The organism is Pseudidiomarina sp., from assembly GCF_048268165.1.
In the GTDB taxonomy this organism is placed as follows: domain Bacteria; phylum Pseudomonadota; class Gammaproteobacteria; order Enterobacterales; family Alteromonadaceae; genus Pseudidiomarina.
Window position 1 is genome coordinate 12,199 of sequence record NZ_JBLWWA010000003.1, and the last position, 25,956, is coordinate 38,154.

General features: G+C 48.0%; 23 protein-coding genes and 2 tRNA genes. 12 read left to right on the forward strand and 13 right to left on the reverse strand.

Translation table 11 applies throughout. The annotated features are described in order from the left end of the window. Positions 1–20: 20 nt before the first annotated feature. From accC to purD, 7 genes are all read left to right on the forward strand, one after another. Positions 21–1,370 (forward strand): acetyl-CoA carboxylase biotin carboxylase subunit, encoded by a 1,350-nt coding sequence (gene accC, locus ACN0UY_RS08385; RefSeq protein ID WP_128353009.1) that lies wholly within the window; start codon positions 21–23, stop codon positions 1,368–1,370. Positions 1,371–1,375: 5 nt separating this feature from the next. Further along, the gene (prmA, locus tag ACN0UY_RS08390) at positions 1,376–2,257 is read left to right on the forward strand and encodes a 50S ribosomal protein L11 methyltransferase (protein ID WP_417666228.1); all 882 of its coding nucleotides are present in this window, start codon (positions 1,376–1,378) and stop codon (positions 2,255–2,257) included. A gap of 124 nt (positions 2,258–2,381) precedes the next feature. Next, on the forward strand, positions 2,382–3,347 hold the full coding sequence (dusB, locus tag ACN0UY_RS08395) for a tRNA dihydrouridine synthase DusB (RefSeq protein ID WP_417659008.1): 966 nt from the start codon (positions 2,382–2,384) through the stop codon (positions 3,345–3,347). Positions 3,348–3,365: 18 nt separating this feature from the next. Further along, the gene (gene fis / locus ACN0UY_RS08400) at positions 3,366–3,659 is read left to right on the forward strand and encodes a DNA-binding transcriptional regulator Fis (RefSeq protein WP_128353012.1); all 294 of its coding nucleotides are present in this window, start codon (positions 3,366–3,368) and stop codon (positions 3,657–3,659) included. Between the two features lie 68 nt (positions 3,660–3,727). Continuing rightward, positions 3,728–5,296 carry a bifunctional phosphoribosylaminoimidazolecarboxamide formyltransferase/IMP cyclohydrolase gene (gene purH / locus ACN0UY_RS08405; RefSeq protein WP_417666229.1) on the forward strand — a complete coding sequence of 523 codons (1,569 nt, stop codon included), beginning with the start codon at positions 3,728–3,730 and terminating at the stop codon, positions 5,294–5,296. 69 nt (positions 5,297–5,365) lie between these two features. Continuing rightward, the gene (locus tag ACN0UY_RS08410; RefSeq protein WP_417666230.1) at positions 5,366–6,217 is read left to right on the forward strand and encodes a class I SAM-dependent methyltransferase; all 852 of its coding nucleotides are present in this window, start codon (positions 5,366–5,368) and stop codon (positions 6,215–6,217) included. 8 nt (positions 6,218–6,225) lie between these two features. Beyond that, positions 6,226–7,515 (forward strand): phosphoribosylamine--glycine ligase, encoded by a 1,290-nt coding sequence (gene purD, locus ACN0UY_RS08415; RefSeq protein WP_417666231.1) that lies wholly within the window; start codon positions 6,226–6,228, stop codon positions 7,513–7,515. Positions 7,516–7,542: 27 nt separating this feature from the next. Here the strand turns inward: purD and maoP are convergent, their stop codons facing one another. The 4 genes from maoP to ACN0UY_RS08435 all read right to left on the reverse strand — a co-directional run bounded on the left by maoP (position 7,543) and on the right by ACN0UY_RS08435 (position 13,729). Next, a complete protein-coding gene (maoP, locus tag ACN0UY_RS08420; protein WP_417666232.1) occupies positions 7,543–7,908 on the reverse strand; it encodes a DUF413 domain-containing protein in 366 nt (121 codons plus the stop codon). Between the two features lie 129 nt (positions 7,909–8,037). Beyond that, positions 8,038–10,230 (reverse strand): TonB-dependent receptor domain-containing protein, encoded by a 2,193-nt coding sequence (locus ACN0UY_RS08425; protein WP_417666233.1) that lies wholly within the window; start codon positions 10,228–10,230, stop codon positions 8,038–8,040. Positions 10,231–10,232: 2 nt separating this feature from the next. Beyond that, positions 10,233–12,317: a cytochrome D1 domain-containing protein gene (locus ACN0UY_RS08430; RefSeq protein WP_417666234.1), complete on the reverse strand. Its 2,085-nt coding sequence runs from the start codon at positions 12,315–12,317 to the stop codon at positions 10,233–10,235. 125 nt (positions 12,318–12,442) lie between these two features. After that, positions 12,443–13,729, reverse strand: a complete 1,287-nt coding sequence (locus ACN0UY_RS08435; protein ID WP_417666235.1) for an acetyl-CoA hydrolase/transferase family protein — start codon at positions 13,727–13,729, stop codon at positions 12,443–12,445. 59 nt (positions 13,730–13,788) lie between these two features. Here ACN0UY_RS08435 and ACN0UY_RS08440 point away from each other — a divergent pair, with 59 nt between their 5' ends. Beyond that, positions 13,789–14,160 (forward strand): DUF423 domain-containing protein, encoded by a 372-nt coding sequence (locus ACN0UY_RS08440; RefSeq protein WP_128353019.1) that lies wholly within the window; start codon positions 13,789–13,791, stop codon positions 14,158–14,160. After that, a complete protein-coding gene (locus ACN0UY_RS08445; RefSeq protein WP_417666236.1) occupies positions 14,160–14,570 on the forward strand; it encodes a hypothetical protein in 411 nt (136 codons plus the stop codon). The genes ACN0UY_RS08440 and ACN0UY_RS08445 overlap by 1 nt, the downstream gene beginning before the upstream one ends. Positions 14,571–14,611: 41 nt before the next feature. On the opposite strand, the gene ACN0UY_RS08450 is transcribed toward ACN0UY_RS08445, so the two are convergent. The 8 genes from ACN0UY_RS08450 to orn form a co-directional block, all read right to left on the reverse strand. After that, positions 14,612–14,687 (reverse strand) — tRNA-Gly (locus ACN0UY_RS08450). 34 nt (positions 14,688–14,721) lie between these two features. Then, positions 14,722–15,936 carry an organoarsenical effux MFS transporter ArsJ gene (arsJ, locus tag ACN0UY_RS08455; protein ID WP_417666237.1) on the reverse strand — a complete coding sequence of 405 codons (1,215 nt, stop codon included), beginning with the start codon at positions 15,934–15,936 and terminating at the stop codon, positions 14,722–14,724. Beyond that, complete coding sequence (locus ACN0UY_RS08460; RefSeq protein WP_417666238.1) at positions 15,936–16,931, reverse strand: ArsJ-associated glyceraldehyde-3-phosphate dehydrogenase; 996 nt, start codon at positions 16,929–16,931, stop codon at positions 15,936–15,938. Before ACN0UY_RS08460 ends, arsJ begins: the two co-directional genes overlap by 1 nt. A gap of 29 nt (positions 16,932–16,960) precedes the next feature. Beyond that, positions 16,961–17,686 (reverse strand): metalloregulator ArsR/SmtB family transcription factor, encoded by a 726-nt coding sequence (locus ACN0UY_RS08465; protein WP_417666239.1) that lies wholly within the window; start codon positions 17,684–17,686, stop codon positions 16,961–16,963. A gap of 109 nt (positions 17,687–17,795) precedes the next feature. Continuing rightward, positions 17,796–17,871, reverse strand: a tRNA-Gly gene (locus ACN0UY_RS08470). Positions 17,872–17,918: 47 nt separating this feature from the next. Then, a complete protein-coding gene (locus tag ACN0UY_RS08475; RefSeq protein ID WP_417666240.1) occupies positions 17,919–18,212 on the reverse strand; it encodes a hypothetical protein in 294 nt (97 codons plus the stop codon). Beyond that, on the reverse strand, positions 18,209–19,531 hold the full coding sequence (locus ACN0UY_RS08480; RefSeq protein ID WP_417666241.1) for a hypothetical protein: 1,323 nt from the start codon (positions 19,529–19,531) through the stop codon (positions 18,209–18,211). The genes ACN0UY_RS08475 and ACN0UY_RS08480 overlap by 4 nt, the downstream gene beginning before the upstream one ends. 29 nt (positions 19,532–19,560) lie before the next feature. Continuing rightward, positions 19,561–20,103, reverse strand: coding sequence for an oligoribonuclease (orn, locus tag ACN0UY_RS08485; RefSeq protein ID WP_417666242.1), 543 nt, complete (start codon positions 20,101–20,103; stop codon positions 19,561–19,563). Positions 20,104–20,193: 90 nt separating this feature from the next. On the opposite strand from orn, the gene rsgA reads away from it, so the two are divergent. From rsgA to ACN0UY_RS08500, 3 genes are read left to right on the forward strand one after another with little or no spacing between them, the layout of a single operon-like run. Continuing rightward, positions 20,194–21,252 (forward strand): small ribosomal subunit biogenesis GTPase RsgA, encoded by a 1,059-nt coding sequence (rsgA, locus tag ACN0UY_RS08490; protein WP_417666243.1) that lies wholly within the window; start codon positions 20,194–20,196, stop codon positions 21,250–21,252. Next, entirely contained in the window at positions 21,249–22,118 is an 870-nt protein-coding gene (gene asd, locus ACN0UY_RS08495; RefSeq protein ID WP_417666244.1) for an archaetidylserine decarboxylase, read from the forward strand. The genes rsgA and asd overlap by 4 nt, the downstream gene beginning before the upstream one ends. 2 nt (positions 22,119–22,120) lie before the next feature. After that, on the forward strand, positions 22,121–22,849 hold the full coding sequence (locus ACN0UY_RS08500) for a glycerophosphodiester phosphodiesterase (RefSeq protein WP_417666245.1): 729 nt from the start codon (positions 22,121–22,123) through the stop codon (positions 22,847–22,849). Here the strand turns inward: ACN0UY_RS08500 and ACN0UY_RS08505 are convergent. After that, positions 22,846–25,956 (reverse strand): efflux RND transporter permease subunit, encoded by a 3,111-nt coding sequence (locus tag ACN0UY_RS08505; protein WP_417666246.1) that lies wholly within the window; start codon positions 25,954–25,956, stop codon positions 22,846–22,848. The two genes, ACN0UY_RS08500 and ACN0UY_RS08505, sit on opposite strands and share 4 nt — an antisense overlap.

Below are 25,956 nucleotides of genomic sequence, written 5' to 3' on the forward strand. Positions count from 1 at the left end.
CATCGATACAGGACATCGTCATGTTAGATAAGGTAGTAATTGCAAACCGAGGTGAAATTGCGCTGCGTATTCTGCGCGCATGTAAAGAACTCGGTATCAAGACGGTCGCTGTGCACTCAACAGTTGACCGCAACTTAAAACACGTTTTGCTGGCCGATGAGTCAATTTGTATCGGCAAAGCGCCAGCAACCGACAGCTACTTAAATATTCCGCGCATTATCAGTGCTGCTGAAATTACGGATGCGGCTGCGATTCATCCAGGTTATGGATTTTTAGCTGAAAATGCTGATTTCGCCGAGCAAGTTGAAAATTCCGGCTTTATTTTCGTTGGGCCTACAGCTGATGTCATTCGCCTAATGGGTGACAAGGTATCCGCCATTGAAGCCATGAAGAAAGCTGGTGTACCGTGTGTGCCAGGTTCAGGCGGTCCGCTTGGTGATGATGAAGCGGCAAATATTAAAACCGCAAAACGTATCGGCTATCCAGTGATTGTAAAAGCTGCCGGTGGCGGTGGCGGGCGTGGTATGCGCGTGGTACGCAAAGAAGATGAATTGATTCGTGCCATTAGCACAACGAAAGCGGAAGCGGGTGCGGCGTTTGGCAACGATATGGTGTACATGGAGAAGTTTTTAGAGAATCCTCGCCATATCGAAATTCAAGTGCTTGCTGATGGACAAGGCAAAGCCGTCTACTTAGGTGAACGTGACTGTTCAATGCAGCGGCGTCATCAAAAAGTTGTCGAAGAAGCCCCAGCGCCAGGCATTACCCCTGAAATGCGTAAGTTCATTGGTGATCGCTGTGCAAAAGCGTGTATTGAGATCGGTTATCGCGGCGCAGGTACGTTCGAATTCTTGTACGAGAATGGTGAGTTCTACTTCATCGAAATGAATACACGAATTCAAGTAGAGCACCCAGTAACGGAAATGGTTACCGGTATCGACCTCATTAAAGAACAGCTGCGTATTGCTGCCGGTCGTCCGTTATCAATTTCGCAAGAAGACGTCGTTATTCGTGGTCATGCCATTGAGTGCCGAATCAACGCTGAAGACCCAGATACGTTTGTACCGTCACCTGGTTTGATTAGTCGTTTCCATCCGCCGGGTGGTTTGGGTGTTCGTTGGGACTCTCATGTTTATGCTGACTACAAAGTGCCACCAAACTACGATTCGATGATTGGTAAACTGATTACTTACGGTGAAAACCGTGACGTAGCAATTGCACGCATGCGCAATGCACTCAGCGAACTGATTATTGAAGGCATTAAAACCAACGTGCCACTGCAAAAAGACATTATGGCTGATGAAAACTTCCAGCATGGTGGAACGAATATCCACTACCTTGAGAAGAAACTAGGCATGGGTGGTCACTAACCCCCATGCCCTGGATTCAGCTAACCGTTTCTGCGCCCGAAAAGCATGCCCCACTGGTTGGGGATATGCTTGAGGGCAATGGTGCAATGGCGGTCACTTATCGTGATGCACAAGACAATCCTATTTTTGAACCCCCAATTGGCGAATTGATTTATTGGCAGGAAACCTTAGTTACTGGGTTATTTCCGGCCGAGACGGATTTAGCGCCGATTGTCGCGAACCTCAAAAAATCGCGTTATTTTCAAGACGGGTTCAATTACAAAACTGACCAACTTGAAGACAAAGACTGGGAACGCGAGTGGATGGATAACTTTCATCCTATCCAATTCGGTAAACGCTTATGGGTGTGCCCAAGCTGGCGTGAAATCCCAGAACCAGATGCAGTTAATATCATGCTCGACCCCGGCATGGCTTTCGGTACCGGCACGCATCCAACAACAGCGCTGTGCTTAGGCTGGCTTGATGGACAAGAGTTAAGTGCAAAAACCGTGGTCGATTTTGGCTGTGGTTCTGGCATTCTAGCGATTGGAGCCTTGCTGCTTGGCGCAAAGCGCGCAGTCGGTATCGATATCGACCAGCAGGCGTTGATTGCGAGTAAAGAAAATGCGCAGCGCAACGGTGTTGCTAAACAGCTCGAAGTTTATTTACCCAGCAACCAACCCACCTTGAAAGCGGATGTTGTGGTTGCCAATATTCTTGCTGGCCCCTTGCAAGAACTCGCTGATGTGATCACCGATTATGTTGCAGATAATGGTGAATTGGTCATGTCAGGTATTCTTGAGCGTCAGATACCTGCTGTTCAGGCTGCGTATCAAGATAAATTCGTATTTAGCCCGCCCAGCATCAAAGAAGGCTGGGTTATGCTGCACGCAAAGCGTAAACAGTAATAATCCAGCAGTTTGTCAAGAGCAAAAAGTACAAAAAAGACGGCTTTTGTACAAATTACAGCCTTTTCTTTAGCCGCCAAATTCCCTAAAATTTCCCACCCTTAAGTTGGACAGTTTTTAACCGATGCGGATCGGACCATATCATTTAGAAAATCCGGTAATACTCGCGCCAATGGCGGGAGTAACAGACCTCCCCTTCCGACGTTTATGTCGTGAACTTGGGGCTGGCTTGACGGTGTCTGAAATGCTTTCCAGTAATCCGCTAGTTTGGGATACCAAAAAGTCACGTGACCGAATGGAACACGCCGATGAACCCGGTATCCGTGCAGTTCAAATTGCTGGGTCTGAACCTGAATTGATGGCTGCCGCAGCCGTTCATAATGTCGAGAATGGCGCGCAGATTATTGATATCAATATGGGCTGCCCTGCCAAGAAGGTGAATAAAAAACTGGCTGGCTCAGCTTTGCTGCAATACCCCGAATTGGTTGCGGAAATTTTAACCGCAGTAGTTGCAGCAGTTGAGGTGCCAGTCACATTGAAAATACGTACCGGTTGGGATCCTGAGCATCGCAATGGTATCGAAATTGCTAAACTTGCTGAGCGGCTTGGCATTCAGTCGTTAGCGGTGCACGGGCGAACTCGCGCATGCATGTACAAAGGTGATGCTGAGTACGACACCATTCGGGCGATTAAAGCCGCAGTGCGTATTCCAGTTGTTGCCAACGGTGACATAACGTCGCCACAGAAAGCTAAACAGGTTCTTGAATACACTGGCGCCGACGCCATTATGATTGGTCGAGGCGCTCAGGGAAATCCATGGTTGTTTCGCGAAATTGCGCATTATTTGGCAACTGGCGAGCAACTACCGGCGCCAAGTGCAGACGAAGTTCGAACTGTCGTGCTACGACATGTTCATAACTTGCATCAGCATTATGGCGAGTTCACCGGCATTCGGATTGCCCGAAAACACGTGGGCTGGTACTTACAACAGCAGCAGCCCGCGTCAGCATTTCGTAGGGAGTTTGTTAGTATTGAACATGCTAATGAACAAATCGAAGCCCTGACGAAGTTTTTTGCAACAGTAAACTAGAAGAGATAGAGCGCACCTATGTTTGATCAAAACGCAAATCGTGACCCGATTTCTCCATTTACCACTCTTGGTAATAACGCTCAACCGAAGCCATTACGTGATTCGGTTAAGCAGGCATTGAACTCATTTTTAAAGCAACTTGATGGGCATGACCCTGAAGAGCTTTATGAATTGGTGTTAGCTGAGCTCGAAGCTCCGCTTTTGGAAGAGGTCATGACCTATACGCGTGGTAATCAAACCCGCGCTGCGACAATGCTTGGCATCAACCGCGGCACGCTGCGTAAAAAGCTGAAAAAGTACGGCATGAACTAATTGCCCCTGAAAAAGAGCGCCTGGTGTGCTCTTTTTTTCTTTGAAAACATCGAAAAGGTATAGCAACCATGCAACATCGTCCCATTCAACGCGCCCTTTTAAGTGTTTCTGACAAAACCGGCATCGTCGCTTTCGCACAAGCGCTCGTGCAACGTGGCGTCGCAATTTTATCAACTGGCGGAACAGCAAAATTATTGCGTGAAAACCAAGTTCCCGTAACGGATGTGTCGGAGCATACAGGGCAGTCTGAAATCATGGATGGCCGTGTGAAGACGCTTCACCCGAAAATTCATGGCGGTATTCTAGGGCGCCGCGATATCGATCAACAGGTGATGACCGAACAAAATATCGCCCCCATCGATTTGGTTGCGGTGAACCTTTACCCGTTCGCAGAAACAGTGGCGGACCCCAATTGCAGCCATGCCGATGCCGTTGAGAATATTGATATTGGTGGGCCGACCATGGTGCGCGCTGCGGCTAAAAATCATCGCGATGTAACCATTGTTGTTAACGCGACTGATTATGACCGCGTAATTGCGGAAATGGATGCAAACAACAATAGCCTTACCTTTGATACGCGTTTCGACCTTGCCATTAAGGCATTCGAACACACCGCGCAATATGACGGTATGATTGCCAATTATTTCGGCGCGCGCTTGCCACAACAAGAAAGCAAGTTTCCACGCACGTTCAATGCACAGTTCGAGAAAAAACAAGATTTGCGATACGGCGAAAACAGCCATCAACAAGCCGCTTTTTACGTTGAAGCAAAGCCAGCCGAAGCATCTGTTGCAACGGCAACTCAGATTCAAGGCAAAGCACTGTCGTTTAATAATATTGCTGACACCGATGCGGCACTTGAGTGCGTGAAGTCATTTCAGCAACCGGCCTGCGTTATTGTTAAACATGCAAATCCATGCGGCGTTGCGATTGGTGAAAATGCGTTAGATGCTTACCAACGGGCTTTTAAAACCGATCCGACTTCGGCATTTGGCGGCATCATTGCATTTAATCGCGAATTAGATACTGAAACAGCTAAAGCAATCGTTGAGCGTCAGTTTGTTGAAGTGATTATTGCGCCAACGGTCAGCTCTGCGGCACGCGACGTTGTTGCGGCAAAAGCTAACGTGCGTTTACTTGAGTGTGGCCAATGGCCAGCTGAGCGCGCAAATAGTCTCGACTTTAAGCGCGTTAACGGCGGTTTACTCGTGCAAGACAGCGATCACGGCGAAGTTGCGCTAGCTGACCTTAAAGTAGTTACCGACAAGCAGCCTAGCGATGCGGAAATGCAAGATTTACTGTTCTGCTGGAAAGTTGCCAAGTTTGTTAAATCGAACGCAATTGTGTATGCCCGCGATGGCATGACAATAGGCGTTGGTGCCGGACAAATGAGTCGTGTTTATAGTGCGAAAATTGCTGGAATCAAGGCTGCCGACGAGAATTTAGAAGTGCCCGGTTCAGTGATGGCCTCAGACGCATTCTTCCCGTTTCGAGATGGTATTGATGCCGCCGCTGCAGCCGGTATTACGGCAATTATTCAACCTGGTGGTTCAATTCGCGACGAAGAAATTATTGCCGCTGCGAACGAACATGGTATTGCGATGGTATTTACCGGCATGCGCCACTTCCGTCACTAGTCGGATTCGTTTGCCCAATGTGCCGACACGGTTTAGGATGAAAGCATCTTTCATATAAGGAGCAAGACAATGACTGTTAACAGCCGTATGTTTAATTTCCTCGTTATTCCCATTACCGTGTTGGGGCTGGTGGCCTGTTCTGAGCCGACCTCTTCGTCGATGGCTCAAGACAATGCACTGGAACAAGCTGTGCAAGCTGAATCCAGACAAGACACGAACAAAGCGCGGGATAAATTCCGAAACCCAGAGCAAACCTTAGCGTTCTTTGGCATTCGTCCAGATATGACCGTTGTGGAAATATCGCCGGGTGGCGGCTGGTACACAGAGATTCTTGCGCCTTATTTAAAGCAAAATGGCTTGCTGTACGCTGCTCATTTCCCAGCTGACAGTTCGAGTGGCTATTACGCGCGCTCGCGTGAGTCTTTTGTAGAGCGGGTTGCCAACGATGCTAATTTTGCCAACATTGTTGTCACAGAGTTTGCTCCGTTTAGCGAAGCAGAAATTGCGCCGCCGGGTAGCGCGGATATGGTGCTTACATTTCGTAATTTGCATAATTGGTATATGAACGGCGGCGAAGACGCGGTGCAAAATGCCTTCTTACAATTCTACACGGCGTTGAAGCCTGGTGGCGTACTCGGCGTTGTTGATCATCGTCTACCAGAAGACCGTCCAGATGCTGATATGGCGAGCTCTGGCTACATGAAAGAAAGCTTTGCCGTAGCTATGGCTGAAGCCGTGGGATTTGAGCTTGTTGAGCGTAGCGAAATTAATAGTAATCCGAAAGACACTGCTGACCATCCGCGCGGTGTTTGGACACTTCCACCGACTCTACGCTTAGGTGATGAAGACCGAGATATCTATAGCGCCATTGGTGAAAGTGACCGTTTTACCCTGAAATTTGTGAAACCTAAAACTGACTGAGAGAGTTCATGAACGTATTGGTTATTGGCGGCGGCGGCCGCGAACATGCCTTGGCGTGGAAAGCTGCGCAAGCAGCTGATGTACAGACTGTGTATGTGGCCCCTGGCAATGCCGGAACAGCAACTGAAGCGAAGCTGGAAAATGTAGCTATTGCCGCAGATGATGTTGAGGGTTTGCTTGCCTTCGCCAAAGATAAACAGATTGAAATGACAATTGTTGGACCTGAAGCGCCATTGGTGCTGGGTGTGGTTGATCGCTTTTTAGAAGCAGGGCTAACGATTTTTGGACCCACTCAAGCTGCAGCGCAACTTGAAGGTTCAAAAGCATTTAGTAAAGACTTTTTGGCCCGCCACAATATTCCAACGGCAGCCTACGGTACCTTTACTGAGGTGGAAGCTGCAAAGCATTACGTTCAGCAACAAGGCACGCCTATAGTTATCAAGGCCGATGGCTTGGCTGCGGGTAAGGGCGTAATTATCGCTCAAACGCAACAAGAAGCCTTTAACGCCATTGATGATATGTTGGCAGGCAACCGTTTTGGTGATGCTGGCAGCCGCGTTGTGGTTGAAGAATTTTTGGTTGGTGAAGAGGCTAGCTTTATCGTCATGGTTGATGGCAAAACAGCATTGCCATTTGCATCCAGCCAAGACCACAAAGCTCGTGATAACGGCGATAAAGGGCCAAACACAGGCGGTATGGGTGCTTACTCTCCAGCGCCAGTTGTGACCCCTCTGGTTCACGACTGGGTGATGCAGCATGTTATTGAGCCAACTGTGCGTGGTATGGCAGCTGAAGGGCATCCATACACAGGCTTTCTCTATGCGGGCTTGATGATTGCACCCGATGGTACAGCAAAAGTTCTGGAATTTAACTGCCGTTTTGGTGACCCAGAAACACAGCCGATTATGATGCGCCTGCGCTCTGATCTAGTCGCATTATGTCAGGCTGCTTGTGCGGGTGAACTGGCTGGGAAGTCAATCGACTTTGACCCACGTGCAACCGTTGGTGTTGTCATGGCTGCTGGCGGGTATCCAGAGAGTTATAACAAAGGGGATGTCATTATTGGCATCGATGCTGCTGAAGCCAATGGTGCTAAAGTATTTCAGGCCGGAACAAAACTTAACGATAATGGCGATTTAGTCACTTCCGGTGGTCGCGTTCTCTGCGTTACGGCAATCGGTGACAGTGTTACCGAAGCCCAGCAACAGGCTTATGCTGCGGTGCAGAAAATTAACTGGGATAACGTTTACTATCGCACGGATATTGCACATCGCGCGATTAAACGAGAACAGCAATAAAAAAACGCGCCGAAAGGCGCGTTTTTTTTAGTCTTCTACAACTAAATCGTCGTCGTCAGAAACAGTCACTTCAAACGCATCATCAGTATAACGACTGCGGCCGTACATGCTGCCAACTTTCGGACGATTGATACGCGCCTGATACTTTGACCATGCTTTTTCAACAGCTGTATCTGCAGCTTTTTCGCCACGAGCTACTGCAAGTAGAGACTGCTCTTCTGCTGACTCTGGTTCAAGCTCACCACTCATCAACGCCGCAATCAAACTGCCGTGTTTTGCCAACAGCTCACTTTCGCGAATTGAAAAGTCGCCCGAACGAGCAAAGCCATACGGGTAGTTTTTGAAGTCGTTAAACGCCTTCATAATAATTTGATCACGGTTCATTGTTGCCATTGTGTGCCCATCCTCCAGACCAACAACTACAGGTAAAGGGTAACGCTTCATTGCGTCACTGACGATATAGAGGCGAAAGCCTATGTTGTCAACAATTTTTCGCAAAATTTATATTTTTAAAACCAATAATTAAAACCGATAATAGGCTGAAAAACCTATACTCCGACCCGCCTCGGCCAATACCGGTAACGATGGATCGTGCTCTGATAAACCACTGACACGCGCATTGCGCCAATATTTACGGTCGGTCAGATTAAACAGTCCAACGGTTATGTTTAAATCATCATTCAGATACCAACTGGAGAGCCAATCGATGGTGGCATACCCAGGTGTCGAAAATAATAGCGCATCTGACTCATCGAATAATTGACGTTGTCCGCGCACAGCGGTTGCAATCAGGCGTGTATCCCAAGTACTGCGTTGATACTGAAGTTCTGCAATAACGCGCGGCGGAGCAACATCAGCAATATCGCGACCGGATTCACGGTCTTCGCCGCGACTGTATTCAGCGCTAATTGCCGTTGACCACGATGAGTTCCAGCGTTGCTCCCAATTCCCTTCAATACCTTCTATGACTACCTTTTCGCGGTTAATCGATTGAAATATCAATAATTGCCGCACTGGATCGAACCCCAATGAAGCGCGACTTTGAATAAATTCACTGTAACGGTTGTGATAGGCAGTCAATGACCATGAACTACCTTGAGCCCGACCTCTGAACCCGGTTTCAAAGGCATACCCACGTTCAGCCTTGAGGTCAGGATTGGCAATAGCCAGAACATTAAACTGTGGGTAATAGAGTCCAATATTCACATCAGAAAACGGCGGTGCGCGGTAACCGCGAGCGTACTGCGCAAACCACTCACTGTTGTTATTCACTGACCAGATTACACCGAGCTTGGGCAACCAAGCGTCATGCGTTAAGTCAGTCACTTCTGAATCTGGGTAGCGCTCTGCAAATAAGGGATCGTCTTGAGTTCGCAAGCGGTAATGTTCGTAGCGCAGACCAGGGCTTATAACCGGCCCATCGTTCCACAATTCAAATTCGTCATGAATGTAGACACCCAATTCAGTCACCCGACTGCGCGGGAAATCACGTAATGGGAAGGTTTCCCCAAGTAACGTTTTGGTGGTTACGCCCGTGGTTAAATTGGTTTGCGCCGCATCCCGCTGGTCTTCAAGTGTTGAACTTGCCAACTCAAAACCATAGCCAATACGGTGACGCGTTCCTGCAATATAAGCATCACTTTCTAAGTCAGCACCAGCCCCAGCGGTAACCTGCTCGAAATCGAATAAGCGCTCTATATCAAGGGGTTCGGGCAGTAACATACGCTGCTCGAATGAGTCTTGCTCAATGTCACTTTCTTGGTAATAAATGCGCCAACTACCGCGATCAATCCAGCCCAGCGGGGCCATATTTAATTCACCAAGCAAACGGTGTTGTTGACGGCTGTCATCGCCTATTAGACTCGTGGTGGCCGCAAGTCGGCCACTACCGATGATCGATTGGATGTCAGTATCACGGGACTCATTTAACGCATCCAATGTAAATTGCCATTCGCCAAACTGCGTATCGGTTGCTGCACGCAGCAATATGGCTTGTTGGCGTCGATGTTGCGCATCGCGTTTGTCCGCAGGCAAATCAGCCGAGCGCACATCTTCTCCGTACTGCACTGCTCCTGCAAGCAATAAGCTCGTTCCACCATCTGCGAACGCTGTAGCACCCATGATATTCGCGCGATGACTATCACTATGCAGGCCGGCTTGTAGGCGTGAGCCGCGTTTTCCGTCACGTAAAACGTCTTGTGCATCTAATAAATGCACAGCGACAACGCCACCTAGGGCTTTACTGCCATACATCGTGGAAGCCGGACCGCGCAATATTTCCACACGGCTGGCTAAACCGAGTTCGAGTAATCCTCGTCCGGTATTTGAATAGCTACCTACAGAAAAATGGTCAGCTACCGGTACTTGATCAATTACGACTGCGGTGCGGTTACCGCCAATACCGCGTATACGAAAACCGCTGTTACCAAACCGGCTATTATCGTCATCGAGGTCTACTCCTGGTTGATACCGCACTAAATCGGCGGCATTTATTACTATATTACGTTGCAGGTCTTCTTCGCTGATAATACTCACGGTACCTGCAACTTCTGAAAGTTGACGTGGTTGCCGGTGGGCAACCACGGTGATTGTTTCCATTACAGTTTCTTGCTGGTTTACTTCTGCTTCGTTCACGTCTTGTGGTAAAGCCAGTGTTGACTGGGGTATCAAACTAAATACCCCAGCCACAGCACCAGCAATTGCTGTAAGTTTCACGCTTAATACACCTCGTTCCGTGTGTTGTAATTGTTGAATTTGCCTGTTGGCGTAATCATTCTCTCGCCTTTGATAACGTGTTTCAGTTTGCGTGTTTTATCGTCAACGATAACGATGGCCGATTGCTCTTCCTGACCACTCCAAACAGAAAACCACACCTCGTCACCTGCCATGTTGTACTCTGGCTGCACGATGCGCTTGGGGCCCTCGCCTAAATCTGCCCATTCGGCGATTGGCAATGTTTGGTAACCGGCTTCTAAATCGTTGATGTTAAACACAGCAACAGACTGAGAAACTTTCGCGTCAGGGTTAAACGGCGTATCTACCCAAAGATTTGTAGATTTCGGATGGGTTTTGATAAACAACGAACCACCACCTTGCCCTTCAAGTACACGGACAACCTTAAAAGCGTTGTCTTTGTGCTTTTCTGGGTCCGTGCCTATCAAGGTAATATCCGCATTACCTAATGCACTGGTGGCCCATACAGGGCCGTATTTCGGATCGACAAAGTTCGCGCCGCGGCCTGGATGAGGAATACGTTTAACCGGAATTAATGCTTCTAATTCACGGTCGAGCGCATCCACTACAGCGATGGTGTCGTTCTCATTCGCTGCGGTCATAAAGTAACGGCCTGAGCGATCCCAACCGCCATCATGCAAGAACGGCGCAGCATCAATAGTGGTTACCTGCAAGTTATCGATGTCTGAATAATTAACCAGTTTAATCTGCCCGGTTTCTTTAACATTCACGATAAATTCAGGGTGCTTATGCGAACCAACAATCGCTGCAACACGAGGTTCTGGGTGGTACTCCTGAGTATCCACAGTCATGCCACGAGTCGACACGATTTTGTGCGGCTCAAGCGTTTGACCATCCATCAAAACATAGTGCGGTGGCCAATAGGCGCCAGCAATGGCAATTTTGTCCTCGTAGCCCTTGTAGCGTGAGTTCTCAACTGAACGCGCTTCCAGGCCAATCTTAATTTCTGCAACCACTTGTGGTGGGTTCATGTATAAATCGATCAAATCGATTTTCCCATCGCGACCTATCGTCGTGAAATACCGACCCGAGCTTGATGCGCGCGAAATGTGCACGGCATAACCCGTTTTCACATAGTTGAGTACCTTCTTACTCGCACCATCGATGATGGCAACTTCACCGGCATCGCGCAGAGTTACCGCAAACATGTTATCGACATCGTAATTATGCTGCGGCTTCTTCGGGCGGTCTTCTGGTTTCACATGAACAACCCACGAGCCTTTCATGTCTTTCATGCCCCATTCCGGAGGTGTCGGTGGCTCGTGTTGCAGGAAGCGCGCCATCAGATCAATGTCCTGTTCTGACAATTCACCCGACGTACCCCAGTTCGGCATACCACCGGGCGAACCGAAGTTAATCAGCGCCTTCAGATAGTCGGTGCCTTTTCGCTGTGTGATATCGGTGGTTAACGGAAGGCCTGTAGCGCCCTTACGCAATACACCATGACACCCCGCACAGCGTTGAAAATAGATTTCCTGGGCTTTTGCGAACTCTTCTTCACTGATATCTGGCGCGCCCGGAGTGCGCATCATTTTGCCCCCTGAAACTGCTGAAGGTGCGCCTTTGTATGATACTTCCGCTGCCGTTGACCCTTGGTGAGGCTGGCCTTCTGCACGATCTTTCAAACCAAGGTCAGCCCGAACCTTTGCAACGTCGTCGTCACTAACCTCGCCGCCACTATTGCCCCAACTGCTTAGAACATAGTTAGCAATATCTGCAATATCGTCATCGCTAATATGTTGCATGGGTGGCATCATTGCATTGAACTTTTGGCCGTTTACTTCAAGTGGCCCGGACATACCTTGCAGAATGGTCCGCACCACATGCAATTTGTCGCCGGTAACATTTGGGTTACCTGCAAGTGGGGGAAAAGCGCCCGGCAAACCTTTGCCGGTTAGCTGGTGGCAAGCTTGGCAGTTCGCCTCGTAAGCTTTTTTTCCATCATCCGACGCATAAGCAACCGTGCTTCCGGCAGTCAGAAGCATCCCGGTTGCTACTGCGAGCATAGATAATTTCGGGTACAGCTTTCTAACAACATTAGTTTTCATCAGACGTCCTCCTCTGGACACTCTCGATATGGGACTACCCTGTCTGATGTTAAGCCTAGCCAATGATTAAATTTTGATCTATGTCACTAAGGGGGGTGTGGCTATTGGGCATTAGTGAGTACCTCTTAGGAGGTACGCACTCTTAGACCCCAGTCATTCCATGCTTGCTTGGCTAATACTTCGCGAAACTGCGGTGCTGAAATATTAATCAATGCTTCAGCCCGTTCGGTTAAGCTTTTTGCGCGAAGATTGGCAACTCCATACTCGGTCACCACATAGTGCACATGCGCGCGAGTGGTTACCACGCCCGCTCCCGGATTCAGCATGCTGCTGATACGCGACACACTGCCGCCACAAGCTGTTGCAGGTAACGCAATCACCGAGCGTCCCCCCTCAGATAAGCTAGCGCCACGCACAAAATCCATCTGCCCACCCACACCTGAATATATTTTAGTTCCCATCGAGTCGGCGCAAACTTGACCGCTTAAATCGATCTGCAGCGCACTATTAATTGCCATCACTTGTTTGTTTTGTCGAATCACCGAAGTGTCATTGGTATATTCAACATCCAAAAATGCCACTAACGGATTATCATCAACAAAGTCATATAATTGCTGACTGCCCATTGCAAACGTGGTGACAATACGCCCACGATGCTTGCGTTTGCGCGAATTGTTAATCACCCCGCTCTCGACTAACGGCAGTACCCCATCCGAAAACATCTCGGTATGAATGCCCAAGTCGCGATGGTTACCGAGACAACGCAATGTCGCGTCTGGAATCGCGCCAATACCCATTTGCAGACAGTCACCATCGTTGATCAGCGAGGCAACGCGCTGGCCTATCTGTGTGGTGACGTCTGATTGTTTTGGTTGCGCATGCAGTGGCAACGGCGCTTCGAATTCAAAATAACGATCAATCTGTTTCAGTGAAATAAATGAATCACCATGCGTACGCGGCATGCGCGGATTAACCCAAGCAATAACCTTGCGCGCTACTTGCAACGCTGCGCGTGTTGCTTCAACAGAGATACCTAAACTGCAATTGCCGTGTGCGTCTGGCGCGGACACTTGAATTAATACGGCATCAAGCTTTTGCTCACCGGAACGGAATAACTTAGGAATTTCTGACAAAAACATGGGGACATAATCGGCTAAGCCTTCATTAACCGCTGATCGTGTTGATTTACCAACAAAAAAAGCACGTTGGCGCAAGTGCCCCTTTAATTGTGGATTATTCAATACTTCGCTGTGTTCAGTGTGCAACTGCAGCAAGGTTAAGTTTTCTCGTTGCATCGCAACGTCAGCCAGTCCATCAAGCAATTTGTAAGGCGTGGCCGCCATTGATTGACACCAGATAACATCGTTGTCTTCGAGAATTTGCAACGCTTCATGCGCACTTTGAACGAGCATAGTGATTCCTTTTGGGGTACATTTTAACGGTCATTCACAAACCTGAGTTTAAACATAGTATGAAAGTATTCGTTATGCTTGGTGCAATCAATATGGCGTTAGGGGTAATTCTTGGCGCATTTGGGGCACATGGATTACAGAAAATTATTAGTCCTGACATGCTCCAAGTGTTTCAAACTGGCGTGCAATACCAAATTTACCATGCCTTAGGGTTACTCATGGTGGCTGTACTGCTAATTCCGTACCCGAACGCCTCAGGCCTGCGCACCGGAGGATGGATTATGTTGGCCGGAATTATCTTGTTCTCAGGTAGCCTGTACTTACTTGCGCTAACCGGCATCAAGTTTTTTGGCCCCATTACACCCATTGGTGGTGTCTGCTTTATTGTGGCTTGGATTTGGATTTTTTGGGCCATGCTCAAGGAGTTTTAATGAAGACAATTCTGAGCGCATTAGGGGTGATTCTTTGTATGCCCGTCGCTTGGGCTGGCACGCCGCATTGGGAATCGTGCTGGCACGGTCAACAGCCAACAGCGCAAGGTTGTCAGGGGACTGTTGTGCTGTTGTCGGCTTACGATGCCAGGCAAATGTTACGAGAAAACAGTCATTGGCGTTTACCAACGCCAAAAGAAGTTGAGGGTTTAATCGCCACCGAGGGTTTTAGCGCATTGCGCCAGCATGCAAGCACTACGAACGTAAGCCATATACTAACCGATGCTTTTATGGCACACGGCACCGAGTTTCTTGCTACCACTGTGCATATCGAAAGCGGGCGCACCGAACTGCAACCGTGGCGTAAACCCGTGTTAATTATCTGGATAAATCTGGATAAGCCGGAATAAAAAAGCCCTGAAGCACTCAGTGCATTCAGGGCTTTGAATTTTGGAGCGAGAAACGAGATTCGAACTCGCGACCCCAACCTTGGCAAGGTTGTGCTCTACCAGCTGAGCTATTCTCGCATCAAATTAAGAGGGGGCATTCTATACATTGGCCTCAAGATGTCAAGCGTTGCTCACGGTCAGGTAAGAAGCTTATCGCAATGGTTGACCAAAGCAACAAAACGCACGAAATGATCAAACAAGCCATTAAGCCCCACTGTTGGTAAACCCAGCCCGATAATACGGTTCCAAGAAGACGGCCTGCCGCGTTCGCCATGTAATAAAAACCCACATCCAAGGACACGCCATCGGTGCGCGAATATGAAACAATCAGAAAGCTATGCAATGACGAATTAATCGCGAATAACACCCCAAACAGACCCAAACCGACCATGATACTGCTGGCAGTTGGTAAGCTTTGCCACAACGCAAGCGCCAATAAAAATGGGCTTAACGTGAGTAAGGCTCCCCATACTACAGCTTGTTTGCGCGGCGCTGTCTCACCACTTCGGGTAAATCTGGGTGCTAGCCCCTGCACAACACCATAGCCGATAACCCATAACGCCAAAAAGCTGCCTACCTGCCAATGACTCCAATTCAATTGACTTGCTAAAAATACCGGCAGAGCAACCACAAACCAAACGTCACGGGCGCCAAATAATAGGAAACGTGCGCCTGATAAAATATTAATGGGTTTACTTTTTGAGAGTAGATCTGTGAATTTGGGTTTGAACTTTGCTTTACCACTTTCTTTTTCTAAAAAGATCAGGCTACTCACCCAAACCAACGCCAACATAATGGCCATCGCCAACACTGCGCCTTGAAAACCAATAAGTGTTAACAGCAACCCACCTAGGAAGAAGCCAACGCCTTTCAAGGTGTTTTTGGAGCCGGTTAGCAGTGCAACCCATTTATACAATTGCCCCTGCTGGGAATCTGGCACCAGTAACTTTATGGTGCTTTTAGCGCTCATTTTGTTGAGATCTTTGGCGATTCCCGACAACGCTTGCGCAATCATGACCCACACCACGGTTAGCATGGAACTCGGCACAAGTAACATTGTTAGCGCAACGATTTGCACGCCTAAGCCGATATTCATGGTGCGGTTCAGGCCCCAACGAGCCCCTAGCCATCCACCAAACAGATTGGTTACAATGCCGAAGAATTCGTAAAACAAGAACAGCATGGCCACTTCAAGCGCGCTATAACCCAACTGGTGAAAGTGCAAAACCACCAACATACGTAGCGCACCATCGGTTAATGTAAACGCCCAATAGTTGCCCGTTACTAACATGTACTGGCGAATTGCTGGGGATAAGTTGGCCAGCATCAGCCAACCATCTCAATCAATTCAACGGTGCGGTTGGCGTAACCCCATTCATTGTCATACCACGCATATATTTTCACATGCGTGCCATTAATTACCTTGGTCGACAACGCATCAATAATGCTCGAACGCGGGTCTGTTTTATAATCAATTGAAACCAATGGCCGTTCTTCATAACCGAGAATACCTGCTAGTGGCCCATCTGCAGCCTCTTTCAACCAGCCATTGATTTCTTCCACTGAGGTTGGCTGCTTCACTTCAAATACGCAATCAGTCAGTGAGGCATTCGCTAACGGCACGCGAACGGCGTGGCCGTCGATTTTACCTTTCAGTTCAGGGAATATTTCCACAATTGCGGTGGCTGACCCGGTCGAGGTCGGTATCAAACTCATACCGCACGCACGTGCTCGGCGTAAATCTTTATGCGGCGCATCAAGAATACTTTGGGTGTTGGTTAAGTCATGAATCGTAGTAATTGACGCGTGTTTAATACCAATCTTGTCTTGCAATACTTTAACCACCGGCGCCAAACAGTTGGTGGTACACGACGCCGCTGTAACAATACGGTGCTTAGCTGGATCAAACAGATGATCGTTTACCCCAACCACAATATTAAGCGCGCCAGCCTCTTTCACCGGAGCAGACACTACAACACGCTTTACGCCCTGCTCAAGGTAGGTATTGAGAACTTCCACTGTCTTCATTTTGCCAGACGCTTCCAGCACGATATCGCAACCGCTCCAGTCATTTTCAGCAATGGTTTTGCACTGACTAAAGGCGATGCGTTTATTACCTATGACCAATTCGGAACCATCAGCTGCAGCTTCGTGCTGCCAACGACCGTGCACCGAATCGAAATTCAATAAATGGGCAAACGTGGCTGCGTCTGCGCCGGGATCATTCACTTTGACTATTTCTAGTGCTTGATTTTCCCATGCAATGCGCAAGGCTAACCGCCCGATACGCCCTAAGCCATTTATGCCTACTTTAATTGTCATGTGCTACTCCTTAATGGTCTTCACAGTATTCAAATACACCCATTTTTCACGTCCTGTTGCAGGTGAGGATTGTGTTGCGCGGTCAGTGCAATAACCCGCCGCATCCAATCAGGCATTCCTGTATTTAATTGATAATGCACCCAGCGCTGCTCTTTTCTATCAATCAGTAAACCGTATTCCCGCAGTTGGGCAAGGTGCCTAGACACTTTGGGTTGTGACATTCCCGTTGCATCCACAAAGTCACAAACACAGAGTTCATGATGTTTGTCTAACATTAAGATCATAGTCAGCCGCAGCGGGTCTGCCATAATCTTGAAAAAATCTTCGGGCGTATTAAACAGATGAGGCTGCTGCATGCGCTTACGTATAATCAGCAAAAACATACGAATGCGTTCGCTTAACTCTTGCGCTGTCCGCTTAAACGCATCAGCACTGGGGCTGGCAACTGGATCAGGGAAGTCCCACGCAATAAAATTCATGCCTTGAAAACTTGCCTGGCACTCAGTTCGTGCTCTATCGCAAAGACTAATCACGTAATCGAATCGAATATCTGGTAGGTCATCAACTGATTTTGAGCGCAAGCCCTCAGTGTTTAAGTTCAAACTTTGCAGCGCTGCTAAAGCTTCTGGCTCAACTTGGGTGGGTGCAGTTCCTGCACTGTAAACCTCTATCGCGTCACCTGCAAATTGACGCGTTATTGCTTCAGCCATGACTGAGCGTGCTGAGTTAGCCGTGCATAAAAATAGAATTTTCATGATATTGCGCTACCTATACATTCGATTTTTCATATATACGGTAAAACGAATATATTTAATAGGCAATAAAAAACCCGAAAGTTTTTAAGCTTTCGGGTTTTTTAGAATTTGGAGCGAGAAACGAGATTCGAACTCGCGACCCCAACCTTGGCAAGGTTGTGCTCTACCAGCTGAGCTATTCTCGCATGTGTTAACGAGGGCGTATTTTACGGATTCACCTGTTTTCGTCAACCTATTTTTTATTGTTTTGCGTTTGTCCGCTCGGTTTTTGAGCACCTGCGGAGCACCCCTCAGCCATTTCCCAAGCTATTGGAAATGGAGCAGCAACAGCATCACCTTGTTTATTTACGAAAACTAACGCGTTTTTCTCAACTGCAGTCAGCCAATTGGTGATGACATCAAACCGCACAATCCACCGGTGAAGTTCACAGCGCAACTGCTGTAACGACGAGTTCTCAGGACTTTGTGCGACGACAGGTGCTGATACCAAAACGAAAAATAACAGCAAGAACATGCGCATAATCATGACTTGTGCTCCTTTTCTTTACTTGCCGAAAGTTTATGTTCGAGCCCCTCTAAGCGCTGCAATTCTTCCCCTGGCATACTGATGTAAAATGCATTACTTACTAAAGGCATACCATCGGGCATCACTTTGTTCTCAAATACCAACTCAATGCTCAATTTGGCCATATGACTGTCATGACGAAAAGATGGATTCAAAAACAAATCAGGTTTCACGCCATTGGTGGTTATTTCTTGTGGGAAGTAAGCCGAAATAACCTGAGCAATACGTTTACCGATGAGCCGTTTGTAGTCCTGTTCATAATCATTTAATTTCGCATCAACGGGTAAATATCGGTACACCGAATAGGTCATATACGCCTCGGCGATCCGCGCCAGATCATCACGATTTCGTGCTGACGCGGCCTTTCCTAACACGCGTAAAATCGTATCTTTCGCATAATCTCTGAAGCTTTCGCGTAGCGCGGTTAGTGGCTGCCACTTCCGAGCCGTTAATATAGCCTTAGCACAATTTCGTGCTCTGCCGTCCCAATCCTCATAAAGTTCGGACATACTCGGTACGCCTGAGCCGTGAACTTCGAGCAACCATTGTTTCGCCGATTGGCTCATGCGCTCTTCAAAATAGCCTTCGAATTTACTAAACCGCGTTAGCGTGCCGCGCATCTGCGCCTTGAAACCGGGTTCCATATGCAATTGCAGCGGCATGAACCGCTGATTATGGTCACGATTGAACGCCAGCATTTTGGCCACAACACCATTTAATACACGCTCTTCGTCATTCATGGATGCACGAACCAGTGATTCAATGTAGAGATCGTAAAGTTGCTCGCGTGCTTGCTTGGCTTTGCGGCGCAAACGGTAAGGCTTGTGAGGAACATCTTGGGTTTGTTTTAAAAAGGATTCATACGCAATGATGGTATTGCGTCGTTCAGCCAAATAGAAATGACGTTGATGCGAGCGTACCTGCCGCCAAGCAAAAAAACCGAAACCAAAGAGTCTTTGCCCGCCCCACAACAATGGGGGAAGCAACCACCATATGTAGTTTGAAAACCAGCTACCCGGCAAGGAAAAAGGTACAGCTGCTTGTTTTATTTCCAACTCTGTTAGTGGCTGCTCATTGTCAACCGAAGGTGCGTACCAAACCAATTCCGCAAAGGCTTGCACCGGTAGCCAACGATTCACATGCCAAGCAAGATAAGCATCTTGCTCGCCATAAACTGTTTCAATGCGCTTTTGATGATCAACAAAAGCCACGTATTTCGGCGGGCCAAAGGTGAACCCTAGGATTACCACCAAACCTCCAGCAATAAGAAGTTTCAACACGAGCTTAAGCTTCCTTGTTGTTGTTATTATTATTTAAATAAGTGCGTACGGTAATACTTTAGTTCTTCAATAGATTCTCGAATATCTGCCAATGCTGTATGCGCACCTTGTTTAGTCAAACCCTCTGCAACTGTTGGTGCCCAGTATTTTGCGAGCTGTTTTAAGGTACTGACATCAAGGTTACGATAATGAAAATAAGCTTCAAGTTCGGGCATGTGCTTCGCCAAAAAACGGCGGTCCTGACAAATACTGTTGCCGCACATTGGTGAGCTTCCCGGCGTTACCCATTGTTGCAAAAACTCGATGGTTGCAGTGCTCGCTGCTTGCTCATCAATTTTGCTCGCTTGAACGCGCTCGACCAGTCCAGAATTAGTATGCGTGGTAACATTCCAGTCGTCCATTTTTTTCAAGTTTTCGGCCGACTGATGTACCGCGATTACGGGTCCTTCGGCCAGTACGTTAAGATCATAGTCGGTTACGATTGTCGCAATTTCAATAATATGGTCATAATCAGGCGTTAAGCCCGTCATTTCCAAGTCAATCCAAATCAGCCGTTCTGCGCTTGCGCTCATTCAAGGTACCTTATTTGATTACAATTAAGTTCAGGCACTATTGTGCTTAATAATGTATGATCGTTGCCAGTATGAACTGGAATTTAATTGATGGCAAAACAGCGAAAACTGAATAAAGGACAATTGCGTCGCATTCGCTCGAATCAAGAGAAGCGAATTCACCGTTCGGATAACGAGCTCGACGTTCCAGATGCCGTGCTAGAAAATTCTGAAGCCGGTATTGTCGTGAGTCGATTCGGTCAGCAAGCGATCATTTGTACCGACTCCGAGCCCGCACTGCGCTGCCACATTCGACGTGCTGTCGAGTCCTTGGTGTGCGGTGACAAGGTGGTTTGGCGTCGTTTTAAACAGCGCTCAGATGACATTGCTGGCGTTATTGAGGCCGTGCAGCCTCGGCGTTCGCTATTAAGCCGCCCCGATTATTACGACGGCGTTAAACCTGTTGCTGCAAACGTCGATCAGATCTTAATTATCTCGAGCGTGTTGCCTGCCTTTTCTTCGCAAATTATTGACCGCTATTTAGTCGCCTGCGAAGACATAGAAGTTACCCCTGTTATTGTGCTCAATAAAGCTGATTTAACAGCAACACTCACACCTGAAGAGCAGCGCGACATTGCTGAAGCTCTCGCCGTTTACCGAGCCATCGGGTACGAAGTTCTGGAAGTGAGTGCTAAACAGCCAGAGTCGTTAAGCGCATTGCAACAATTGCTCGATGGTCATGTCTCAATTGTTGTCGGCCAATCAGGCGTAGGTAAGTCCTCGTTAGTTAATGCGTTATTACCAAACATTGACGCCGAAGTAAGCCCGGTGTCAGATAATTCAGGATTAGGTCAGCACACCACCACAGTGGCAACCCGTTATGTTGTTCCAACTGGCGGTGTACTGATCGATTCACCGGGTATTCGAGAGTTCGCCCTGTGGCATCTGGACCCAGAACGGGTCGCTTGGTGCTATAAAGATTTTCGTCCATACTTAGGCCAATGTAAGTTTCGCGACTGTAAACACATAGATGACCCAGGCTGTGCACTCCAAGAAGGGTTAGAATCAGGTGAACTGCACGCGCTTCGGCTGTACAATTTCCACAAAATTATTGAGTCGATGGCCATTAAGAAGCCATCGCGAGCAACGTCTAGAGGTAAAAAAACGTGAACTGGGATCGCGCGAAAATTCAATTGCAACATTGGCTACCTAAACATGCCCTTTCACGCTTGGTGGGTAAATTTGCCGCCGCTCGTGCTGGTTGGTTTACACAAATGTTTATTCGCTGGTTCATTCGTCAGTACAAAATTGATATGAGTGAGGCGGTGCATGAAAATCCTCGCGCGTACAAAACCTTCAATGAGTTTTTTACCCGACACTTGAAACCGGAATTGCGACCTCTTAAAGCCGATAAGGCCAATCAGTTCGCTCACCCTGTTGATGGTGCGATTAGCCAGCTTGGCGATATTGAAGAAGGCCGTATATTTCAAGCGAAGGGTCACGACTATAGCCTTACTGAATTAGTTGGTGGTGACCCGCGCGATGCTCATGCGTTTCGCGAAGGTGATTTTGCAACGATTTATTTAGCCCCCAAAGATTATCATCGCATTCATATGCCATGCGATGGCGTTTTACGCAAAATGGTTTACGTACCCGGTGACCTGTACTCAGTTAACCCACTTACGGTTGCGCATGTACCGAATTTATTTGCCCGCAATGAGCGGGTTGTCGCTATTTTTGATGGTGAATTTGGTAAGTTTGCAATGGTGTTGGTTGGTGCGACCATTGTTGCCAGTATTGGTACCGTGTGGTCGGAAACGGTTACTCCACCGCGTGGCTCCAGTGTTCATGCTTGGGAATACCCGGCATCAGGTGATCAGGCTATTGCACTTAAAAAGGGCGAGGAAATGGGGCATTTTAAACTCGGTTCCACAGTCATTCTGCTGTTCCCCAACGATGCCATTGATTTCGAAGATGACCTGAAAGCCGGATCAGTAACCCGTATGGGTGAGCTTCTCGGTAAGCGCGACGACTAAGTATGCTAATCTTTGCCCATCGCGGTGCGAGTTTTGAGGCCCCGGAAAATACGATAGCGGCATTCAGTAAAGCGCTTGACGCTCAAGCCGACGGCATTGAGATTGACGTTTATCCTCTTGAAGACGAGTGGATTGTCTTTCACGATAGATATCTAGCACGTTTAACCGCCCATCAAGGGCGGTTACAAGATTTGACGCTTGCCCAGTTACGCACCCTGAAAGTATTTGGCCAACAAACGATACCCACACTGGACGAAGTATTGGACTATATTGGTGGACGCTGCCACGTAAATATAGAGCTGAAAGGTGCCGATATAAAACGTGGATTAACCCGCCATTTAAGGCGCGCAGTTGCTCAAGCGAATTTCCAGCCCGAACAGCTCATTGTCTCCAGCTTCAATCATCATTGGTTAGCCCAACTCAAGCACGATCACCCGCTGCAACTGATCGGTGCGCTCACGACCAGTTGCCCACTAACCTACGCACAATTCGCACAAACCCTTCAAGCTTGGTCCGTACATATCGATGTTGACTTTGTGACACAAGAATTCGTCGATGATGCGCATCAGCGCGGTTTGAAAGTGTTGGTGTTTACTGTCGATGAGCCGGATGACATGCGTGATTTAAAAGCGATGGGCGTTGATGGTATCTTCACCAACCACCCATCACTGGCGCGAAATGTGATCAGCGGGCTTTTTGTTGACGCCCGCGAATCAAATCACCTCGATTAAGCGTCTAAGTTACCCTTAGTATCTGGATGATTTACTTCTAACTCTGCAATCTCTTTAGAAACTTTCTCTGGCGAAGTCGTATTTCGTGCCAGCAGGGAATATAACGATGGAATAATAAATATCGTTAAAAATGCTGACAACGCCACACCGGCAAAAATAACGGTACCAATAACCATACGGCTTTCGGCACCAGGCCCTGAACCCAGAATCAGCGGAACAGCGCTCATTAGCGTTGTGAATGCTGTCATGACAATTGGGCGCAGGCGCTGCTGAGAACCTTTTACAATCGCTTCATCAAATTGCATACCGGCGTCACGCAATTGGTTGGTAAACTCAACAATTAGAATACCGTTCTTAGCCGCTAAACCGATAAGCATGACGATACCAATTTGGCTGTAAATATTGATGGTCATGCCGGTGACATACAGCCCAATAATAGCGCCCAAGAATGCGATAGGTACCATCAGCATAATCACCAACGGATGCACAAAGCTCTCAAACTGGGCCGCAAGCACCAAATAGGCAACCAATAATGCCAGCACAAAGACAAAGATGACCGAGCTGCCGCTCTCCTTGTACATCTGTGATTCGCCTTTGTAGTCGATACTCACGTCATCAGGTAACTCTGTGCGCACGATTTCTTCCAAATACGTTAATGCTTCACCCAACGAATAGCCTTCTGCCAAGTTCGCTTCAATGGTAATGCTGCGCATTCGGTTATACCGATTCAGCGATCCTGACGTGGCTTGTTCTTCCACCGTTACTAAGTTCGATAACGGAATTAACTGGCTTGAACTGTTCGAGCGCACATAAATATTGTCAATTGCCGTTGGGCTCCGGTAATCCGCGCGTTCGCCTTCCAAGATAACGTCGTACTCTTCGCCGCGGTCCAAATAGGTTGTCGCACGACGTTGCCCTAACATGGTTTCAAGGGTGCGACCAATATCACCCACTGACACGCCAAGGTCTGATGCCCGCTCCTGATTAATACGAATTAATAACTGTGGTAGAGTCGCTTTGTAATCACTGTCTAAGTCCATTAAGTTCGGATTTTGACTGGCTTTTTCAATGACAATATCACGGTACGCAGCGAGCTGTTCGTAAGTATTCCCTTGCAGAACAAACTGCACAGGGCGACCGTTACCGCCACTTATTCCACTGCGCATAAAGGCAAATGCCCGCACCCCAGTAACATTGTTTAGCTGTTCTGAAACTTCATCCATGAGCTCAAAAGTGGACCATTCGCGCTCTTCAAACGGAATTGCGCCGACAATCGCGACCCCCGCCGAGTTGCCCCAACCCGGTGAACGAATAATTAAACGGTCGATTTTGCCCTGATCAATATACGGCATCAGGATACTTTCAATCTCACGCATATTGGCAGAGTTCGACTCGAAGCTGGCTCCTTCTTCACTTCGTACCATGACATAAAAGGTGCCACGATCTTCAGGCGGAACAAACTCTTGCTCGATAAATTGCATCATGCCGTACGAAACCACGCCGGCCAAAATAACCAATAAGCCTGCCATCCACGGATAGGCGAGCGTACGTTTTAAAACACGCACATAACCGGACTCAACCCAGGCAAACACCTTATCGATGACGAGTCCGAATTTGCTGGAACGCTCTTTCTTTTTCAGAATTTTCGAGCTGAGCATGGGCGATAAGGTTAGCGCCGCGATACTTGAAAACGCGACTGCTGCCGCAATCGCCAACGCAAACTCGGTAAACAGCTGACCGATATTACCGTCTAAAAATGCAAGTGGGACAAATACTGAAATTAATACAAGTGTCGTGGCAACTACAGCAAAGCCGACTTCACGCGCCCCACGATATGCCGCCAATAACGGCGGTTCACCAGCTTCTATGCGCCGATAAATATTTTCCAGTACAACAATGGAATCATCTACCACCAAACCGATAGCCAAAACCAACGCCAACAAAGTCAATAAGTTGATTGAAAACCCCATCGCGAACAGCGCGATATAGGATGCGATGATGGCAACAGGTACCGTCAACGCGGGAATCAACGTAGCGCGAATATTCCCAAGGAACATGTAGATAACGATAACCACCAGACCCATTGCAATGCCAAGGGTGTTGTATACTTCGTCAATTGAGCCTTTGATGAATATCGACGAGTCATAGCTGGGCACAATAAACATTGTTTCCGGCAACGTCTGGGATATTTGGTCAATTTCGCGACGAACATTTTCAACAACTTCCAGCGTATTCGCTTTCGATTGCTTCACGATACCCACACCAACCATGTTGATGCCGTTACCACGGAAATCGGTTTTATCGTTTTCGGCGCCCATTTCGATACGAGCTACTTCTGCGAGGCGAACCAGTTGGCCGTTGTCGCCACGTTTGATGGTTAAGCGTTTAAAGTGCTCAGGCGTTAGATATGTACGTGCAACCCGTACAGTGAATTCGCGGTCTATTGATTCAACTTCACCCGCTGGTAATTCAACGTTTTCAGAACGTAAACGGTTTTCGATATCGGTAACTGTAATATTACGAGCCGCCATGGCATCACGATCGAGCCAAACGCGCATCGCGTAACGGCGCTCACCACCTAAATTGACGCGAGCAACACCGTCGACCACCGACAATCTCTCGGCTATATAGCGGTCCGCATAATCCGTCAGTTCAAGCACCGACATGGTTTCACTGCGTAAGTTGTACCAAACAATCGTACTTTCATCGGAGTTGGCTTTGGAAACTTCGGGCGGGTCAACTTGTTCTGGCAAGTTATCGACTACACGTGAAACCCGATCACGAACATCATTGGCTGCGGCATCTATGTCCCGTTCTAGAGTGAATTCGATGCTGATACGCGAGCGGCCATTACGACTACTCGAGTTGATGTTCTTAATGCCTTCAATACCGCTAATACGATCTTCTATCACCTGCGTGATTTGTGTTTCCACAATATCAGCCGACGCGCCGGTATAACTGGTATCAATCGACACAACCGGCGGATCAATGTCTGGATACTCGCGCAGCGGCAGCATTGTAAAGGCAACAATACCAAACACGATAAGCAAAATATTAACAACGGAGGCAAAAACCGGACGTTTTACCGAAATATCTGACAACAACAT

Excerpts from the sequence above, each read along its gene's own strand:
- accC (WP_128353009.1), top strand. The coding sequence starts at position 21 with ATGTTAGATAAGGTAGTAATTGCAAACCGAGGTGAAATTGCGCTGCGT.
- rsgA (WP_417666243.1), top strand. The coding sequence starts at position 20,194 with ATGGCAAAACAGCGAAAACTGAATAAAGGACAATTGCGTCGCATTCGC.
- ACN0UY_RS08460 (WP_417666238.1), bottom strand. The coding sequence starts at position 16,931 with ATGACAATTAAAGTAGGCATAAATGGCTTAGGGCGTATCGGGCGGTTA.
- maoP (WP_417666232.1), bottom strand. The coding sequence starts at position 7,908 with ATGGCAACAATGAACCGTGATCAAATTATTATGAAGGCGTTTAACGAC.
- ACN0UY_RS08500 (WP_417666245.1), top strand. The coding sequence starts at position 22,121 with ATGCTAATCTTTGCCCATCGCGGTGCGAGTTTTGAGGCCCCGGAAAAT.
- ACN0UY_RS08505 (WP_417666246.1), bottom strand. The coding sequence starts at position 25,956 with ATGTTGTTGTCAGATATTTCGGTAAAACGTCCGGTTTTTGCCTCCGTT.
- ACN0UY_RS08440 (WP_128353019.1), top strand. The coding sequence starts at position 13,789 with ATGAAAGTATTCGTTATGCTTGGTGCAATCAATATGGCGTTAGGGGTA.
- ACN0UY_RS08430 (WP_417666234.1), bottom strand. The coding sequence starts at position 12,317 with ATGAAAACTAATGTTGTTAGAAAGCTGTACCCGAAATTATCTATGCTC.
- ACN0UY_RS08465 (WP_417666239.1), bottom strand. The coding sequence starts at position 17,686 with ATGAAAATTCTATTTTTATGCACGGCTAACTCAGCACGCTCAGTCATG.
- orn (WP_417666242.1), bottom strand. The coding sequence starts at position 20,103 with ATGAGCGCAAGCGCAGAACGGCTGATTTGGATTGACTTGGAAATGACG.
- prmA (WP_417666228.1), top strand. The coding sequence starts at position 1,376 with ATGCCCTGGATTCAGCTAACCGTTTCTGCGCCCGAAAAGCATGCCCCA.
- ACN0UY_RS08435 (WP_417666235.1), bottom strand. The coding sequence starts at position 13,729 with ATGCTCGTTCAAAGTGCGCATGAAGCGTTGCAAATTCTCGAAGACAAC.
- fis (WP_128353012.1), top strand. The coding sequence starts at position 3,366 with ATGTTTGATCAAAACGCAAATCGTGACCCGATTTCTCCATTTACCACT.
- dusB (WP_417659008.1), top strand. The coding sequence starts at position 2,382 with ATGCGGATCGGACCATATCATTTAGAAAATCCGGTAATACTCGCGCCA.
- arsJ (WP_417666237.1), bottom strand. The coding sequence starts at position 15,936 with ATGCTGGCCAACTTATCCCCAGCAATTCGCCAGTACATGTTAGTAACG.
- purH (WP_417666229.1), top strand. The coding sequence starts at position 3,728 with ATGCAACATCGTCCCATTCAACGCGCCCTTTTAAGTGTTTCTGACAAA.
- ACN0UY_RS08475 (WP_417666240.1), bottom strand. The coding sequence starts at position 18,212 with ATGATTATGCGCATGTTCTTGCTGTTATTTTTCGTTTTGGTATCAGCA.
- purD (WP_417666231.1), top strand. The coding sequence starts at position 6,226 with ATGAACGTATTGGTTATTGGCGGCGGCGGCCGCGAACATGCCTTGGCG.
- ACN0UY_RS08410 (WP_417666230.1), top strand. The coding sequence starts at position 5,366 with ATGACTGTTAACAGCCGTATGTTTAATTTCCTCGTTATTCCCATTACC.
- ACN0UY_RS08445 (WP_417666236.1), top strand. The coding sequence starts at position 14,160 with ATGAAGACAATTCTGAGCGCATTAGGGGTGATTCTTTGTATGCCCGTC.